The sequence below is a fragment of the Nocardioidaceae bacterium SCSIO 66511 genome (assembly GCA_023100825.1).
Taxonomy (GTDB): domain Bacteria; phylum Actinomycetota; class Actinomycetes; order Propionibacteriales; family Nocardioidaceae; genus Solicola.
In genome coordinates this window covers 736,836-752,856 of record CP095846.1, presented here as the reverse complement: position 1 = coordinate 752,856, position 16,021 = coordinate 736,836, and the positions used below count along the sequence as shown (strand labels likewise).

Here is a 16,021-nt window from a genome sequence, read left to right as displayed (position 1 = left end):
GATGCTCAGACGCACCGTCACGTCTACCCTTCGAGGTGCGCCGGCGGTTACGCCGCCATGATCGTCGTCCTGCTGGCCCTGCACTTCGCCGCCGCCACTGTCGCGCCCGGGCTCGTCCGGCTCCTTGATCGCCGAGCGTTCTACGTCCTGGCCGTCGTACCCGCAGTGGCATTCGGTTGGGTGGTGAGCCAGACCGGCTCGGTCGTCGGATCGAGCGGGGTGACGCACGAGGAACGCTACCGCTGGGTCGACCTGATCAGCCTCGGTCTCGACTTCCGGCTCGATGCGCTCTCCTGGATGATGGCGCTGCTCGTCACCGGCGTCGGCGCGCTCGTCCTCGTCTACTGCGCCTCGTACTTCCGACCCGACGACCCGGCACTGTGGCGCTTCACGGCCGTGTTCACGGCGTTCGCCGGCTCCATGCTCGGACTCGTCCTCTCCGACAACCTGCTCCTGATGTACGTCTTCTGGGAGCTCACGACAGTCCTCTCCTACCTCTTGATCGGCCACAACCCGGAGCGCAAGGCGAACCGCCGCGCAGCGATGACCGCCCTGATCGTGACCACGTTCGGCGGGTTGGCGATGCTCGCCGGAGTCATCTTGATCGGCGAGTCGACCGGGTCGTACCGGCTCACCGATCTGCTGGCAGATCCGCCGACCGGCACCCTCGTCACTGTCAGCGTCGGGCTGCTGCTCATCGGGGCGATCTCGAAGTCGGCGCTCGTACCATTCCACTTCTGGCTGCCCGGTGCCATGGCCGCTCCGACACCGGTCAGCGCGTACCTCCACGCCGCGGCGATGGTCAAGGCCGGTATCTATCTCGTCGCGGCGGCTGCGCCGGCATTCGCGGCGACCGCGCTCTGGCGCGAACCGCTGCTGGTTCTCGGCGTGTTCACGATGGTGCTCGGCGGCGTACGCGCACTACGGCAGTACGACGTCAAGCTGCTACTCGCGTACGGAACGGTCAGCCAGCTCGGCTTCTTGATGGTGATCGTCGGGGTGGGCACTCGTGCGGCCGCGCTCGCCGGCGTCGCGATGATCGTTGCGCATGCGCTGTTCAAGTCCGCGCTGTTCCTCGTGGTCGGTGTCGTCGACAGGTGCACGGGCACCCGTGACGTACGCGAGCTCACGGGGATGCGCGCCCGGATGCCGGTCCTGTTCTGCACCGCGCTGCTCGCAGCGGCATCGATGGCAGGCCTGCCGCCGCTCGCCGGGTTCGTCGCGAAGGAGAGCGTCTACGGCGCCTTCATCGACATTGCCGAGAACGGCGAAGGCACCGGGTTCGAGGGCTGGTTCGCAGTCGCGATCATCGTGGGCCTGTTCCTCGGCTCCCTTCTGACGGTCGCGTACAGCGCGCGCTTCCTCTGGGGCGTGTTCGCCGACAAACCCGGCGTCGAGGCACCGGCCGGCAAGCGTCGCCCGATGCCGATGTTCGTGTTCGCACCCGTGCTGCTCGGCGTCTCGAGCCTTGCCCTCGGCTTTCTCGGACATCCCGAGACCGAGGTGCTGGCACCGTACGCCGACCAGTTCCCGGCCGGAGCACACGAGCCGTACCTCTCGTTGTGGCACGGCTGGACGGGCGCACTCGCCATCTCTGCGGCGGCGGTCGTCGGTGGCGTCGTGCTCTTCTGGCAGCGCCGACGCGTCGCCGCTCTGCACTGGGGATGGCCGAGCCGCCTGGACGCCGAGCACGCCTACCGCGCGGTGATGCGCTCGGTCGATCGGCTCGCCGTCGAGACGACTGGTCGCTCCCAGAGCGGATCGCTCCCGGTCTATCTGAGTGTGATCCTGGTGGCCTTCGTACTACTCCCGGGCACTGCGCTGGCGGTGAACGGCGACTGGTCGGGCAACTATCACCTGTGGGACACCCCGGCGCAGGCCGTAATCGCCGCGATCATGGTCGGCGCGGCCGTGCTGACCGTACGCTCCCGTCGCCGCCTGCGCGCGGTGATCCTGGTCAGCGTCACCGGCTACGGCACCGCGCTGCTGTTCATCCTGCACGGAGCACCCGATCTCGCGCTGACGCAGATCCTGGTCGAAACCGTCACCCTCGTCGTGTTCGTCCTGGTCATGCGGCGGTTGCCGCCGTACTTCTCCAGCCGGCCACTGTCGAAGAGCCGCTGGTGGCGGGTCGCACTCGGCGTCGCCGTCGGTCTGGTCACCTCCGGCATCGCGTTCGTCGCAAGCGGCAGCCGCACCGCGGCGCCGATCTCCGAGGAGTTCGCCGAACACGCCGTCGAGTACGGCGGCGGCAAGAACATCGTCAACGTGACACTCGTCGATATCCGCGCCTGGGACACCATGGGCGAGCTCACCGTACTGGTGGTGGCGGCGACGGGCGTCGCGAGCCTGATCTTCCTCATCACCGGCCGCTCCGGTCGGGTCCAGCGACTGCCGCAGCGCGACGAGGAGGACGATGCACCGGCGGCGACCGGCCGCTGGCTCGCCGCTGGGCCGCTGCTACGTACCGACCGGCGGTCGCTGGTCTTCGAGGTCGTCACCCGGCTGGTCTTCCACACGATCATCGTGTTCTCGATCTACCTGATCTTCTCCGGCCACAATGCTCCGGGCGGCGGGTTCGCCGGGGGGCTCATCGCCGGACTCGCGCTGATGGTTCGCTACCTCGCCGGCGGCCGACACGAGCTCGACAACGCCGCGCCGATCGATGCGGGCGTCGTCCTCGGTCTCGGGTTGTCGATCGCGATGGTCGCCGCGATTGCGCCGCTGGCATTCGGCGGTGACGTGCTGCAAAGCGCGGTCGTCGACCTGCACCCGCCCCTTCTCGGCGACATCCACCTCGTCACGTCGCTGTTCTTCGACATCGGCGTGTATCTCGTCGTCATCGGGCTGATGCTCGATGTGCTCCGCAGCCTCGGCGGCGGTATCGACCGCCACGGCGAGAACCCCGAGTCGACCGAGCCGTCGGGAGCCTCCGACGACGTCGCCGAAGTGGGGAGCCAGGCATGAGTGCGAACCTGACCCTGATCGTCACCATCGGCGCGCTCTTCGCGGCCGGCGTTCCGCTCGTACTCGAACGCAGCCTGTCGCGCATTCTGATCGGCGTACTGCTCCTCGGCAACGGCGCCAACCTGCTGTTCCTGGTCGCGTCCGGACGCGCCGGGTACGCCCCGATCGTCGGCGTCGGCGATGAGCGCGAGCAGATGAGCGACCCCCTCCCGCAGGCGATGGTGTTGACGGCGATCGTGATCACCCTCGGTATGACCGCATTCCTGCTCGCCATGTCGTATCGCTCGTGGCAGCTGAACCGCAACGACGACGTGCAGGACGACGTCGAGGATGCGCTGATCCGGCGTCTCGCCGAACTCGATGAGGCGTCGACCTCCTTCGACGACAGCGAAGGTGGCGTGGCCGACGAGGAAGGCAGCGACGAAACCACCGCCGAGTCATCGGAGGGACGCACGTGAACGCACTCGTCCCGATGCCCGTCATGCTCCCGATGCTCGGCGCCGGCATCTGCCTCGTGCTCGGGCGTTCGGCGCGCGCACAACGCATCGTCAGCCTCGCCGTACTCGGCGTCGTCGTGGCGATCTCGGGCGTACTGCTGTGGAAGACCGATGCGAGCGGCCCGCAGGTCGTCGACGTCGGCGGGTGGGGCGATCTCGGCATCAGCTTGGTCGCCGATCGGATGTCGGCGCTGCTGCTGCTCGTATCCAGCATCGTCACCCTGTGCGTGCTCGCGTACTCGCTCGGCCAGGGCATCGTCGAGTACGGCCGAGACACTCCCCTGTCGGTGTACCACCCGACGTACCTCGTGCTGGTCGCCGGAGTTTCCATTGCGTTTCTCTCCGGTGACCTGTTCAACCTCTACGTCGGCTTCGAGGTGTTGCTCGCCGCCAGCTATGTCCTGATCACCCTCGGCGGCACCCCGGCGCGCGTACGCGCCGGAACGACGTACATCGTGGTGAGCCTGTTGTCGTCGGTGCTCTTCCTGATCGCGATAGCGATGGTGTACGCCGCCACCGGCACGATCAACCTCGCATCATTGGCATCGCGCATCGACGACCTGCCCGACGGGGTCACGCTGATCCTGCAGCTGATGCTCCTGACTGCGTTCGGCATCAAGGCCGCCGTCTTCCCGCTCAGCGCTTGGCTGCCCGACAGCTACCCGACCGCACCGGCACCGGTGACGGCGGTGTTCGCGGGCCTGCTGACGAAGGTCGGCGTGTACGCGATGATCCGCGTGCAGACGCTGCTGTTCCCCGACTCACCACTCGAAGGGCTGCTGCTCATCGCCGCCCTGTTGACGATGGTCATCGGCATCCTGGGCGCGGTCGCGCAGTCGGATATCAAACGACTCCTGTCGTTCACGTTGCTCAGTCACATCGGCTACATGATCTTCGGGTTGGCACTGGCCACGACCCTCGACAGCCCGATCGCGCTGGCGGGCACCATCTACTACGTCATCCACCACATCACCGTGCAGACGACGCTGTTCCTGGTGAGCGGCCTGGTCGAGATCCGCGGGGGCAGCACCAACCTCGACCTCCTCGGCGGGCTCGCGCGTCTGTCGCCCGTGCTCGCGATCTTGTTCTTCATCCCGGCGATGAACCTCGCCGGCATCCCACCGTTCTCCGGCTTCCTGGGCAAGGTGGCGCTGCTTCAGGCAGGTGCCGAAGCGGGCACCTGGCTGGCGTACGTACTCGTCGCCGGGGCCGTGGTCACCAGCCTGTTGACTCTGTACGCGATGGCGAAAGCATGGAACCGCGCGTTCTGGCAGTCGCCACCCGACTCCGTGACAGACGCACCCACCGACGCCGCCCTACACGGAGGCGACGGCATCCTGGTCGACAGTGGTGCGCGTACGACGAGGTTGCCTCTGAGCCTGGTCGTACCGACCGCGTTGCTCGTTGCGGTCGGTATCGCGTTCACCGTCGCCGCCGGGCCGTTGTTCGGTCTCGCCGAGCGATCGGCCGACGAACTTCGGGAGCGTACGCCGTACATCACCGCCGTACAGGAGGCGGCCGAGCGATGAACGCCATCAGACGCAACCTTCGCCACTCGGTCGACCAGTGGCACATCGTGCTGGTCCTGACCCTGGTCTGGGTGCTGTTGTGGGGCGAGATCAACGCGCTCAACATCGTCTCGGGCATTCTCATCGCCGTCGTTGTCCTCGCGTTCTTCCCGCTGCCGCCGCTGGCCGAGTCGATCCGGATCCGGCCCGTTGCGCTGACTCGGCTACTCCTGCGGTTCGCGTACGACGTGATCGTCGCGAGCGTTCAGGTGGCGGTACAAGCGCTGCGGTTCGGCCATACCCCGATGAACGCCCTGATCGAGGTACGCCTGCGGTCGCGCTCCGATCTGTTCACGACGTTCACCGCCGAGCTGACCTCGCTCGTCCCGGGCAGCCTGTTGATCGAGGTCGACCCGATCGGCAACCTCGGCGTCGGTAACGCCGAGGATCGCAACGTGTTGTTCGTACACGTCTTCGATGTGCACGATCGTGATGAGGTGGAGCGGGCGCGCACTACCGTGCTGGAACAGGAACGCCGCGTTGTCGAGGCCCTCGCGACCGACGCTGACCTCGCGGCGTACCGCCGTCTGGTGGAGGAGGAGAGCCGATGATCGAGTCCGCGTACTTCGTGTGGATCTGCGGCGGGATGCTGGCGCTCGCGGCGCTGCTGGCCGTGATCCGGATGACCCTCGGCCCGACCATGCTCAACCGCGCAGTCGGCATGGACGTACTCGCGGCAACCATCGTTGCCGGACTTGCCGTCGACGCAGCCTTCAACCGGCATTCGACCACGCTGCCGATCCTGGTGGTGCTGTCGCTGGTCGGTTTCGTGGGATCGGTCAGCATCTCCCGATTCGCCGCGCGTGAGAGCCGGGAGGATCACTGATGGACTGGGACGGATTCCTCGACGTACTCGCCGCGATCTGCCTGCTCGTCGGAGCATTCCTCGCTCTCGTCGCGGCGATCGGGGTGCTTCGGTTCCCCGACCTGCTGACCCGGATGCACGCCGCGACCAAACCGCAGGTGCTCGGTCTCATTCTCATCGTCATCGGCCTCGGCCTCCGTCTGCGCAGTCCGACCGATATCGGCATGCTCGCGCTGGTCGCGGCCTTCCAGCTGCTGACTGCGCCGGTCTCCTCTCATATGGTCGGGCGTACGGCGTTCCGCAAGACGCCCATCCGCGAAGACCTGCTGCTGGTCGACGAGCTGACGCCGCGGCTTTCGGAGCAGCGGCCTCGGCCCGGTGAGAACGCCGCCGGTGGCGAGGGATAGCGATCAGCGAGTCGGGTCCGCGAGCCCGGGGAGCTTGCTGTCTGCGCGATCGCATAGCGTCTCGGCGTGCGCATCGCTACCTGGAACGTCAACTCGATCCGTGCCCGAATCGACCGGGTGACCGACTGGCTCGCGCGAAGCGACGTCGACGTCGTTGCGTTGCAGGAGACCAAATGCCGCGACGACCAGTTCCCCGCAGATCGCTTCAATGAGCTCGGGTACTCCGTTGCTCATCACGGGCTCTCCCAGTGGAACGGCGTCGCGCTGTGCTCCCGGGTCGGCCTCGACGACGTGACCATCGGCTTCAACGGCCAGCCGGGCTGGGGCGACCGGCCCGCTGCCGAGGCGCGCGCCATCGGGGCCACCTGCGCGGGCGTACGCGTGTGGAGTCTGTACGTACCCAACGGTCGAGCGCTCGACGACCCGCATCTGCAGTACAAGCTCGACTGGCTCGCCGCGCTGCGTACGACGACCGCCGAGTGGCTCGCCGACGACGCCGACCTGCCGCTTGCGCTGATGGGCGACTGGAACATCGCGCCCCACGACGACGACGTCTGGGAAATGGCGGCGTACGAAGGCCATACGCATGTCTCCGATGCCGAACGCGACGCGTTCCAGGCGGTCCTCGGCGCCGGCCTGACCGATGTCGTACGCCCGTACGCACCTGGCCCGGGCATCTTCACCTACTGGGACTACACCCGACTCAGCTTCCAGAAGCGGCGCGGCATGCGCATCGACTTCATACTCGGCTCGGCGGCCTTCGAGAACCGCGTGGTCGATGCGGCGATCGACCGTGAGGAGCGCAAGGGCAAAGGCGCGAGCGACCACGCACCCGTGATCGTCGACCTCGACTAACGCTCGACTCAGCCGCCCTGGAGGTACGCGAGGACCGCGAGCACCCGGCGGTTGTCATCCTCGTCAACGGGTAGGTCGAGCTTGGTGAAGATGCTGTTGGAGTGTTTGCTGATCGCCTTCTCGGTGACGAACAGCTCACGCGCGATCGCGGCGTTCGATCGACCTTCTGCCATCAGCTCCAGTACCTCGCGCTCGCGTTGGGTGAGACTGCCGATGCCCGTGTCGTTTCCCGCCTTCGCAAGCAGGGTCGACACCACCTCAGGATCGAGCACGGTGCCGCCGTCGGCGACGCGGCGCACGGCCTCGACGAACTCGGTGACGTTCGCGACCCGGTCCTTCAGCAGGTAGCCGACGGCACCGTCGCCACTCGCCAGCAGCTCACGTGCGTACAGCTGCTCGACGTACTGCGATAGGACGAGTACGGGCAACCCTGGGCGCTTACCGCGGGCCTCGATCGCGGCGCGCAGGCCCTCGTCGGTGAAGGTCGGTGGCATTCGTACGTCGACGACGGCGACGTCGACGTCGGCCTCGGCGAGCGCCTTGGTCAGCGACGGCGCGTTGTCGACCGCCGCGATCACCTCGAACTCGTTGGCCTCCAGCAGACGGGTCAGGCCATCTCTCAGGAGGGCGAGGTCCTCGGCGATGACAACACGCACGGCAACTCCATGGTGACTGTGGTCGGTCCCCCGGCGGGACTCACGACCTCCATCGTGCCGTCAAAGGCCGCGAGCCGTCGACGCACCCCTGCCAGTCCGGTGCCCGAGTCGGCGTCTGCGCCGCCGTGACCGTTGTCGGTGACGGTCATCCGGAGCACCCCCTCGGCATGCCTGACGTCGACCTGAGCCCGAGTCGCACCCGAGTGCTTACCGACGTTGGCGAGCATCTCCGCGACCGCGAAGTACCCCGCCGACTCGACCGGCGCGGGCGCCCGGCCGTCCAACACGATCTCGACGTCGACCGGCACTGCCATGTCTAGGGCGAGCGCGCGTACTGCACCGTCGAGGCCGCGGTCGGCCAACACCGGAGGGTGGATGCCGCGTACGACCGAGCGCAGATCGCCGAGCGCCGACGTGGTCGTCAGCCTGGCCTCCTCGAGCAACTTCACCGCCGCCTCGGGGTCCTTGCGCATCAGGTCTTCTGCCATGCCGAGGTTCATGCCGAGTGCGACCAGCCGGGCCTGGGCGCCGTCGTGGAGGTCGCGCTCGATCCGACGGAGCTCCGCAGCCGAATGGTCGATGGTTTCGGCGCGCGACTCGGCCACTTGCGCGACGCGGCGTTCGAGCTGCGCCCGCGACGGCGCGAGCAACGCGCGATCGAGCTGAGCGCGCAGACGTACGAGAAACGGCGTGCCGTACCACCAGAGCAGACCGGAGACGACCGCCCACGTCCATTCGAGGAACGACTCGCCGAACGTGTCGATCTTGAACAGGCCGTAGTTGATGTCGAAGAGTCCCTCCGGTGTCACGGCGAATACGAGCGGAAAGACAAGAAACCATCCGACTCCGAGCAGGAACGCAACGGCCAAGCTCGTGAGCAGGATGCCGACCGTGCAGCTGATCAGCGCCCACAGCAGGTCGCGCCACGTAGCGGGATCGGTGAGCCAGGTGCGCAGCCGCCACATCGCTGACATTCCGGCGGTCGAGAGGTACGGCGACTCGATCCGACCACCGAGGGTGAGCTCGGCCATCCGCCGATGCTGGTTTGCGAGCGCTCGCAACAACGGCAGGAACATCGAGAGCACGATGGCTCCGAGGCCGATCACGAGAGTGATGACACTGGCCGAGGTCAGCGCGAAGATGATCGCGAGCGGGACGCTCAACAGCGCGTAGGCGACGGCGAGCGCGGTCAGTTTGACGCGCGCCGCGAGCTGGCGGTCTGTGCCACGCTCGTCCAAGGTTGCCGTCACGGCGTTGCCCCTTCTGTTGCGGTGGTGTCGACGGTTCCATCATCGACCACCCGTGCCGCGCCGTCAGTGGGCGTAGGCCCACCCCGCTTGGGCGCCGGGCACCCCGTCAAGCCCCGCAACACAGGGTTGCACCACTGGTTACTCGAAAGTAGTATGGCCGTCCTGATGATCTGGGTCACAACCTGATCACCACAAGCCGTACGCTATCTCGGTGCGTACGCATGTCGAGCAATAGGGAGTATCTCAATGTCGGTTCTCAAGCGTGTGGCTATCGGGGCCGCCGCAACGGCCTTGGTCACCGGAGCGGTTGCGGCCGGCGGGCCAGCGTCCGCGTCGGAGATCAAGATCAAGGCGAAGGTCCAGGGCACCAGCACCGTCGCCAAGACCGGCGACAAGCTGACTCTCCCCAAGGGCGCGAATCTCAAGACGAGCCTGTTCCTGCCGAGCGGCAAGATCCGCAAGGGCGTGATGTCGGTGCCGACGATCACCGCGCATATGAACGCCAAGATCGGACCCCTCCCGGGCGTGCCGACCACCGCCAAGGTCAACATGGTTCAGACCAAGAAGATCACCGGCAAGGTGCCGCGCAAGGGCAAGAACAAGGGCCATCTGGTCTCGACCGCCAACCTTCGGCTGGCGATCCCCGACGTCCGTCTCGACATTCCGATCCTGAACGGCATCAACATCGTGCAGAACACCTGCACGACCGACCCGTTCAAGATCAAGATGATCAGCAAGAAGAAGCTCGACCTCGAGAAGGCGATGGTCATCAACTCGACCTTCACCATCCCGAAGTTCGACGGGTGCAGCATCGTCAACGTGCCGCCGCTCGACCTGCGCAACTCGCTGCTCACCCAGCTCCTGTCGGGCCCGGGCAACAAGCTGCACCTCAAGGTCGGCCCGATCAGGTCAAACGTCTGACACCGAGACGCGACTTCTGACGTACTGAGACGCCCCTTCTGCAAAGTGCAGAAGGGGCGTCTCAGTGTTGTACGAGCCGCGTCTCAGCTCTCCCAGTCGGGACGCAGCGGGAAGTGCGCGTTGCCGTCGCTGTCCGGGCGTACGCCCAGCACCTGATGCAGCTGGATCTCGTTGCGCTCGAACGCCATCCGCGAGCCCGCCATGTAGAGGCCCCACACCCGCGACGTGCCGATACCGGCCTCCTTCACACAGGCATCCCAGTTGGCCTCGAGGTTGCGGCACCAGCCGGCGAGCGTACGCGCGTAGTGCTCGCGGAGGTTCTCCTCGTGGCGAACCTCGAAGCCGGTGTCCTGCATGACCGTGATGATCTTGCCCGAGCCGGTGAGCTCCCCGTCGGGGAACACATAGCGGTCGATGAACGCCCCGGCGCTCGCCCGCGAGTGGTTGTCGGGCCGAGTGATGCAGTGGTTCAGCAAGCGTCCGCCCGGACGCAGCCGGTCGTACAGGAAGCGGAAGTAGCCCGGGTAGTTGCGAACACCGATGTGCTCGGTCAGACCGATCGAACTGATCGCGTCGAAGTCGCGCTCGGGTACGTCGCGATAGTCGGCGAAGCGCACCTCGGCGAGGTCGGCGAGGCCACGCCGCTCGATCTCGCGCTGTGCCCACTCGGCCTGCTGCTCCGACAAGGTGACGCCGAGCGCCTTCACGCCGTACTCGCTGGCCGCATGCATCACCATGCCGCCCCAGCCGCAGCCGACATCGAGCAGCCGCATGCCCGGCTTCAGCCCGATCTTCTTTGCGACCAGGCCGTACTTGTACGCCTGCGCCTCCTCCAGCGTGGCGTCCTCATGCGGGAACACCGAGCAGGTGTAGGTCATCGACGGGCCGAGCACGTACTCGTAGAACTCGTTCGACACGTCGTAGTGGTGATGGATCACCGCAGCGTCGCGAGTCTTGCTGTGCCGCAGACCCTCGAGCGTGCGGCGCCAGCGCGGCAGGTGCTCCTGCGGCGGCGGGGGCGGCGGCTTGAGGTGCGACAACCCCAGCCCGCGCAGCAGCCGGAACGCATCGCTCGGCGACGGCAGCTTCGGCTGCAGATCGTCGAGGATCGCGCCCATCGCCTCGTACGGGTCTCCCGGGTGAATGCCCTCGAGCTCGAGGTCGCCCGCGACGTACGCCCGAGCGAGCCCGAGATCGCCCGGCGCCGTCAGCAGGTACGAAAGCCCGCGCTCGTTGGCGAGATGCAGTCGCACCTTGGCGTCGGGTGGGCCGGCACTGCTGCCGTCGTACGCCGTGAACCTGAACGGCATGCCGTGCGGGAGTACCTCCGTCAGGGCATCCGCGATTCGAATTCTCGCACTTGTCGTCGTCACCGACGCCTCACCGCCTTCTCGTACATGCCCGTCAGCCGTTGCTGCGGGTCGTAGGTGCTTTTCGCCTTCGCCCAGGTCTCGCCGTCGTACAGACGGTCGAACGTCTCGCGGTCGTAGTAGGCGTCGGAGTACAGCGACTTGTGCCCACCGAGCTCGGTCACCTTCGCCTCGATCGCACGGTTGACGTCGCCGTCCTCGGCGCCCGGCGCGATCGGCACCGTGCCCCAGAATCCGACGTTGACGTACGTCTGGTCGATCTCCAGCGGGTAGAGCGGCCAGGTACGCGCCGGCTCGTCGTCGCTACGTCGCAGCCTCAGCGGGCACATCCAGACCGGACGCATGCCGACGCTCGCGTCGAACCACGCCATGAACTCGGCGAGCCGGTCGACGGGGACCTCGATGTCCTGGATCACGCGCTCGCGGTCGGGCAGGCCACGGGCGCGGTCGATCCGTGCGGCGACGCCGAAGCGGTTCTCCAGCCCGATGATCTTGTGGTAGACATCGCTGCGGCGGTAGCGGCGGGGCCACAGCCGACGTACGACCGGGCGCTGCGCCCCGAAGGCACGCGAGCACCAGAACCAGTCGGTGTCCCATCGCCACAGGTAGTCGTACATCGTGAGGGTGTCTCGCGACAGCGACTGGATCGAGCGGTAGTAGATGCTCTGGCCGCCGTAGTCGCTGGTCGGCGCCACCTCGTCGGTGAAGGTCGCGAGCGTCAGGTACACCTCGTCCGGCGAGAAGACGACTCCGTCGAGTCCGTCGACTCGTTCGCCGTCGTACGCGCCGCTCGGCACGATGGTCTCGATCGCGGCCGCGGCCTGCTCCACATCGGAGAACCGAACATGGCGCAGCGCAACGAACCGGGGCACGCGCTCCAGCCGGATGCGCAGACGCGTCGCGTAGCCGAGGCTTCCGTAGGAGTTCGGGAAGGCCGCGAACAGGTCGGCGTTGATGCCGTCCGGAGTCGCCGTGACGATCTCGCCGGCACCGGTCAGAATGTCCATCTCGGTCACTGACTCATGCGGGAGACCGTTGCGGAACGACGTCGACTCGATTCCAAGGCCGGTGACCGCACCGCCGAGCGTGATGGTGCGCAGCTGCGGAACGACGTACGGAATGAAGCCGTACGGGAGAGTGGCGTCGACGAGGTTCTCGTACGTACACATCCCCTGTACGTCGGCCGTCTGGGCCTCGGCGTCGACCGAGATCACGGCGTCGAGCTCGGATACGTCGAGCCCGCCGGACTCGACGCCTTCGCGGGCGCGGAAGAGGTTCGAGGTCTTCTTCGCCAGACGTACGGGCCGATCTGGCGGGATTGCGTGGTACGAATCGACCAGCCGGTCCACACCTCGTTGATGGGCAGTATGTCCGATCGTCGTCACTCGCTCAGACTACGCGCGTACGCGCAACTGCGCCCATGCGGGCACGCGACACTCCGCCAAGGGGTGGCGAGCGACGCGACATAAGTGCAAGTCTTGGTTCGTGAGTACGGCTGGCACTCTGCCCGATCGAGCGCTGGAGCTCCCTCCTGACCCTCGCTCGGCCTCGCAGGCGCGTCGGTGGATTCGCATGCAGTTGAACGAGTTGCGCCGCGAAGAGCTGATCGACAGCGCGACCCTCGCGGTCTCCGAACTCGTCGCGAACGCCGTGATCCACGCCCGTACCACTATCTGGATCGGCCTTCGGATCGAGAACGGCGACGAGCCGCGGGTCGACGTGTACGACCTCTCGCGGCGCCGCATCCGTCCCCGACCGGTCGTCTCCGACGCACTCCAGGACACCGGCAACAACGGCAATGGGATCTCGCTGGTGGCCGCGATGACGACCAGTTGGGGAGTCGAGCCGTGGGGCGACGGCAAATGCGTCTGGTTCATCCCGGCCCCGCCCGACGACGGGGTCGAGTCGGACTTCGTCGAGCAGTACACCTCCGTACGTCCGCAGACGGCGCCGATCGACATCTACCTGCTCGATACACCCGTCGAGCTGCTGTGGCAGTCGCGGATGTACTACCGCGACCTGCGCCGCGAGATCATGCTGATCAACCTGCAGCCCGAGCGCCATCCGGACGTACCGAGCGCCCTCGTCGACCTAGCCCGCCGGTTCGACGAGGTGAACCCGGTGTTCCTCGGCGACGAGCAGATCCTCGACCGGGCGTACATGCGCGGCGAGAAGTCGACGACCCTGCACTACCAGACGCGGGCCGAGGAGCGCTCCGACTGCATCGAGCTGACGTTGCTGTTCGACCGAGCCGAGCAGTTCTGCCGCGAGAAGGTGCTGCTCACGCTGCCTCCGCCGGAGGACCAGGTACGCGTGCGGCACTGGCAGTTCGACGAGTTCGTGCGCCAGATCGACGGCAAAGATCCGGTCAGCTGGACCGACTCATCCCCCAGAGCAGGATCTCGGTGACTCCGCGGGGCTCGACTGACACCTCACCGGCGCCGACGATGCGCGCAGTGTCGCCTTCGGCCAGATCCTCGTCGCCGATGCGCGCGCTCCCCCTCACGACGTGCACATGGCGCAGCGGCGCATCGGGAAGCTCGACAGTGGCGCCGGCGGCGAGGCGGCCGATCCACAATCGCGCACCGGCTCGACCGAGGTCGATCGCCGCCGGGGGGTCGGCATCTCCGGAGACGGCCGGTACGAACGAACCCTCATCGAGCAGGCCGCCGATGTCGGCTTGACGGTACGACGGCCGCTCCGCCCCGTCGGAGCGCAGCCACATCTGAATGAACCGCAGCGGCTCGTCGTCGGATGCGTTTCGCTCGGCGTGCTCGACTCCGGCCCCGGCGCTCATCCGCTGGATCATGCCCGGTCCGATCGTGCCGCGGTTGCCGGCGGAGTCCTCATGGTCGAGCGCTCCGTCGAGCACCCAGGTGACGATCTCGGCATCGCGGTGCCGGTGCAGGTCGTAGCCGGCGCCGGGCGCGAGCGACTCGTCGTTGATCGCGGTCAGGTCGCCGAACCCGACGTTGTCGGGGTCGTAGTGATCGCCGAACGAGAAGCAATGCCTGGTGTCGATTCCGTCCTGCCGGGTGCGGTAGCGGTCGGCTCCGCGAAGCACCGTCACCGCCGGCCGCTCAGGCATAGCCGAGCTCGTGCAGCCGGTCGTCGTCGATGCCGAAGTGGTGCGCGATCTCGTGGGCGACCGTGATCGCAACCTCGCGTACGACGTCGTCCTCGGTGCGGCAGATCCGCAGTGTCGGACGCCGGTAGACCATGATCCGGTCCGGCATCGCCCCGGCGTACGAGCTGTCGCGTTCGGTCAGTGGCGTACCGACATAGAGCCCGAGCAGGCCGGGGTCGTACGACGGCGCATCGTCTTCGACGAACAAGGCGACGTTGTCGAGCAGGTCGGTCAGCTCGGCCGGGATCTCGGCGAACGCCGCCTCGACCAGGGCGAAGAACCGCTCCTCGTTGATATCGATCACGGGTCAAGTGTGGCAGCCCGACGCAACGTCACCCGGGGCCGATTTTGGCGCATCGCGGGTGACGCTCTATGCTGTAGCGGTCCCTGACGGCAGTACCTTGCCTGACACCTCGCCCTCATCGTCTAGAGGCCTAGGACGCCGCCCTTTCAAGGCGGTAGCACGGGTTCGAATCCCGTTGGGGGCACGCGGATCTCACTGCGCTACGATATGCAGCGCGGAGGATCGCAAACAGTTGAATAGCTTGGCCCTGTGGCGCAGTTGGTTAGCGCGCCGCCCTGTCACGGCGGAGGTCGCGAGTTCGAGTCTCGTCAGGGTCGCCATCGCATACGGCAGCGCTCTCGTCCTTCGGGTCGGGGGCGCTGAGTCGTTTCCGCCCGGTCCCTATGCGCCGGATCTGCGAAACTACCCGGATGGGCGTGAGCAGGCGGGGTTTCCTGGTCGCCGGTGGCGCAGTCGCACTCGGCGCGACTGCAGGCGCCGTCGGCGTCGAGACCGGTGTGCTCCCGGGTAGGTCGTGGGCGTACAGCCATCTCGGCATCGACGGTGACGACGGGTCTATCCCCGACGTACGCCCGGGTCGGGTCGTCAGCGGCGCGTTCAGGTCCACGGCAAGGGCGGGTCGGCGATGCCGATGGTCACTCGCTTACCCGCCCGGTCACCGCGGCAACCTGCCGGTCGTCGTCGCACTGCACGGTCGCCATATGGACCACTCATCGGCATTCGACGACCTCGGACTCGACCGCTTCCTTGCCGCTGCAGTCGAAGGCGGTGCACCGCCGTTCGCAATCGCCAGCGTCGACGGAGGCGATACGTACTGGCACGCTCGCGACAGCGGCGAGGACTCCGGCTCGATGGTGGTCGACGAGTTCATCCCGTTGCTCGGCAAGTACGGGCTCGATGTCGGACGCATCGGACTTCTCGGCTGGTCGATGGGTGGCTACGGCGCGCTGTTACTCGCGCAACGCCTCGGTACGCGCAAGGTGTTCGGCGTCGTCGCCGAGAGCCCTGCCCTGTGGTCGAGCTACTCCGAGACCTCACCTGGTGCGTTCGACAGCGAGGACGACTTCGCCGACGCGCTCGTGTGGGGTCAGCAGGGCCTTCTGCATGGCATCCCGGTGCGCATCGACTGCGGCGAGGGCGACCCGTTCTACGGATACACCCGCACGTACGTCGACGGTTTCGACGACGCCCCGGCGGGTGGCTTCCAGCTCGGCGACCACGACGTCGGCTACTGGCGGCGGATGGCACCGGCCCAGCTCGACTTCCTCGCTCAGCACCTCCCGACGTAGGTCGA

16 protein-coding genes and 2 tRNA genes are annotated in these 16,021 nt (G+C 67.1%); 12 read left to right on the top strand and 6 right to left on the bottom strand.

Going from position 1 to position 16,021, the window contains the following annotated elements; all coding sequences use genetic code 11:
- Positions 1–57: 57 nt before the first annotated feature.
- The 7 genes from MU582_03545 to MU582_03515 all read left to right on the top strand — a co-directional run bounded on the left by MU582_03545 (position 58) and on the right by MU582_03515 (position 7,099).
- Positions 58–2,967: a Na+/H+ antiporter subunit A gene (locus tag MU582_03545; protein ID UPK75728.1), complete on the top strand. Its 2,910-nt coding sequence runs from the start codon at positions 58–60 to the stop codon at positions 2,965–2,967.
- A complete protein-coding gene (locus tag MU582_03540) occupies positions 2,964–3,425 on the top strand; it encodes a Na(+)/H(+) antiporter subunit C (GenBank protein ID UPK75727.1) in 462 nt (153 codons plus the stop codon). The genes MU582_03545 and MU582_03540 overlap by 4 nt, the downstream gene beginning before the upstream one ends.
- Positions 3,422–4,993 (top strand): Na+/H+ antiporter subunit D, encoded by a 1,572-nt coding sequence (locus MU582_03535; GenBank protein ID UPK75726.1) that lies wholly within the window; start codon positions 3,422–3,424, stop codon positions 4,991–4,993. Before MU582_03540 ends, MU582_03535 begins: the two co-directional genes overlap by 4 nt.
- Positions 4,990–5,583: a Na+/H+ antiporter subunit E gene (locus MU582_03530; GenBank protein ID UPK75725.1), complete on the top strand. Its 594-nt coding sequence runs from the start codon at positions 4,990–4,992 to the stop codon at positions 5,581–5,583. The genes MU582_03535 and MU582_03530 overlap by 4 nt, the downstream gene beginning before the upstream one ends.
- Entirely contained in the window at positions 5,580–5,858 is a 279-nt protein-coding gene (locus MU582_03525) for a monovalent cation/H+ antiporter complex subunit F (protein ID UPK75724.1), read from the top strand. Before MU582_03530 ends, MU582_03525 begins: the two co-directional genes overlap by 4 nt.
- Positions 5,858–6,244: a monovalent cation/H(+) antiporter subunit G gene (mnhG, locus tag MU582_03520; protein ID UPK75723.1), complete on the top strand. Its 387-nt coding sequence runs from the start codon at positions 5,858–5,860 to the stop codon at positions 6,242–6,244. The genes MU582_03525 and mnhG overlap by 1 nt, the downstream gene beginning before the upstream one ends.
- 66 nt (positions 6,245–6,310) lie before the next feature.
- Positions 6,311–7,099, top strand: coding sequence for an exodeoxyribonuclease III (locus tag MU582_03515; protein UPK75722.1), 789 nt, complete (start codon positions 6,311–6,313; stop codon positions 7,097–7,099).
- 8 nt (positions 7,100–7,107) lie between these two features.
- On the opposite strand, the gene MU582_03510 is transcribed toward MU582_03515, so the two are convergent.
- Positions 7,108–7,755, bottom strand: a complete 648-nt coding sequence (locus tag MU582_03510) for a response regulator transcription factor (GenBank protein UPK75721.1) — start codon at positions 7,753–7,755, stop codon at positions 7,108–7,110.
- Positions 7,719–9,005: a sensor domain-containing protein gene (locus tag MU582_03505; GenBank protein ID UPK75720.1), complete on the bottom strand. Its 1,287-nt coding sequence runs from the start codon at positions 9,003–9,005 to the stop codon at positions 7,719–7,721. Before MU582_03505 ends, MU582_03510 begins: the two co-directional genes overlap by 37 nt.
- 246 nt (positions 9,006–9,251) lie before the next feature.
- On the opposite strand from MU582_03505, the gene MU582_03500 reads away from it, so the two are divergent.
- Positions 9,252–9,926, top strand: coding sequence for a hypothetical protein (locus tag MU582_03500; protein UPK75719.1), 675 nt, complete (start codon positions 9,252–9,254; stop codon positions 9,924–9,926).
- 83 nt (positions 9,927–10,009) lie between these two features.
- Here MU582_03500 and MU582_03495 read toward each other — a convergent pair whose 3' ends face one another.
- Together MU582_03495 and MU582_03490 are read right to left on the bottom strand one after the other, a co-directional pair.
- Positions 10,010–11,236: a class I SAM-dependent methyltransferase gene (locus tag MU582_03495; protein ID UPK77100.1), complete on the bottom strand. Its 1,227-nt coding sequence runs from the start codon at positions 11,234–11,236 to the stop codon at positions 10,010–10,012.
- Positions 11,237–11,295: 59 nt separating this feature from the next.
- Complete coding sequence (locus tag MU582_03490) at positions 11,296–12,681, bottom strand: FAD-binding oxidoreductase (GenBank protein ID UPK75718.1); 1,386 nt, start codon at positions 12,679–12,681, stop codon at positions 11,296–11,298.
- 187 nt (positions 12,682–12,868) lie between these two features.
- Between MU582_03490 and MU582_03485 the strand changes: the two genes are divergently transcribed.
- Complete coding sequence (locus tag MU582_03485; GenBank protein UPK75717.1) at positions 12,869–13,705, top strand: ATP-binding protein; 837 nt, start codon at positions 12,869–12,871, stop codon at positions 13,703–13,705.
- On the opposite strand, the gene MU582_03480 is transcribed toward MU582_03485, so the two are convergent.
- Both MU582_03480 and MU582_03475 read right to left on the bottom strand, forming a co-directional pair.
- Entirely contained in the window at positions 13,665–14,384 is a 720-nt protein-coding gene (locus tag MU582_03480; protein UPK75716.1) for a pirin family protein, read from the bottom strand. The two genes, MU582_03485 and MU582_03480, sit on opposite strands and share 41 nt — an antisense overlap.
- Positions 14,377–14,727, bottom strand: a complete 351-nt coding sequence (locus MU582_03475) for a metallopeptidase family protein (GenBank protein ID UPK75715.1) — start codon at positions 14,725–14,727, stop codon at positions 14,377–14,379. The genes MU582_03480 and MU582_03475 overlap by 8 nt, the downstream gene beginning before the upstream one ends.
- Positions 14,728–14,838: 111 nt before the next feature.
- On the opposite strand from MU582_03475, the gene MU582_03470 reads away from it, so the two are divergent.
- The 3 genes from MU582_03470 to MU582_03460 all read left to right on the top strand — a co-directional run bounded on the left by MU582_03470 (position 14,839) and on the right by MU582_03460 (position 16,016).
- A tRNA-Glu gene (locus MU582_03470) sits at positions 14,839–14,911 on the top strand.
- Positions 14,912–14,970: 59 nt separating this feature from the next.
- Positions 14,971–15,047 (top strand) — tRNA-Asp (locus tag MU582_03465).
- 90 nt (positions 15,048–15,137) lie between these two features.
- Entirely contained in the window at positions 15,138–16,016 is an 879-nt protein-coding gene (locus MU582_03460; protein UPK75714.1) for an esterase family protein, read from the top strand.
- The last annotated feature ends 5 nt before the right edge of the window (positions 16,017–16,021 follow it).

Bases quoted from the DNA above. Each gene is read 5' to 3' on its own strand.
- MU582_03545 (UPK75728.1), top strand. From the start codon at position 58: ATGATCGTCGTCCTGCTGGCCCTGCACTTCGCCGCCGCCACTGTCGCG.
- MU582_03540 (UPK75727.1), top strand. From the start codon at position 2,964: ATGAGTGCGAACCTGACCCTGATCGTCACCATCGGCGCGCTCTTCGCG.
- MU582_03530 (UPK75725.1), top strand. From the start codon at position 4,990: ATGAACGCCATCAGACGCAACCTTCGCCACTCGGTCGACCAGTGGCAC.
- MU582_03525 (UPK75724.1), top strand. From the start codon at position 5,580: ATGATCGAGTCCGCGTACTTCGTGTGGATCTGCGGCGGGATGCTGGCG.
- mnhG (UPK75723.1), top strand. From the start codon at position 5,858: ATGGACTGGGACGGATTCCTCGACGTACTCGCCGCGATCTGCCTGCTC.
- MU582_03500 (UPK75719.1), top strand. From the start codon at position 9,252: ATGTCGGTTCTCAAGCGTGTGGCTATCGGGGCCGCCGCAACGGCCTTG.
- MU582_03495 (UPK77100.1), bottom strand. From the start codon at position 11,236: ATGCCGTTCAGGTTCACGGCGTACGACGGCAGCAGTGCCGGCCCACCC.
- MU582_03485 (UPK75717.1), top strand. From the start codon at position 12,869: ATGCAGTTGAACGAGTTGCGCCGCGAAGAGCTGATCGACAGCGCGACC.
- MU582_03480 (UPK75716.1), bottom strand. From the start codon at position 14,384: ATGCCTGAGCGGCCGGCGGTGACGGTGCTTCGCGGAGCCGACCGCTAC.
- MU582_03460 (UPK75714.1), top strand. From the start codon at position 15,138: ATGGGCGTGAGCAGGCGGGGTTTCCTGGTCGCCGGTGGCGCAGTCGCA.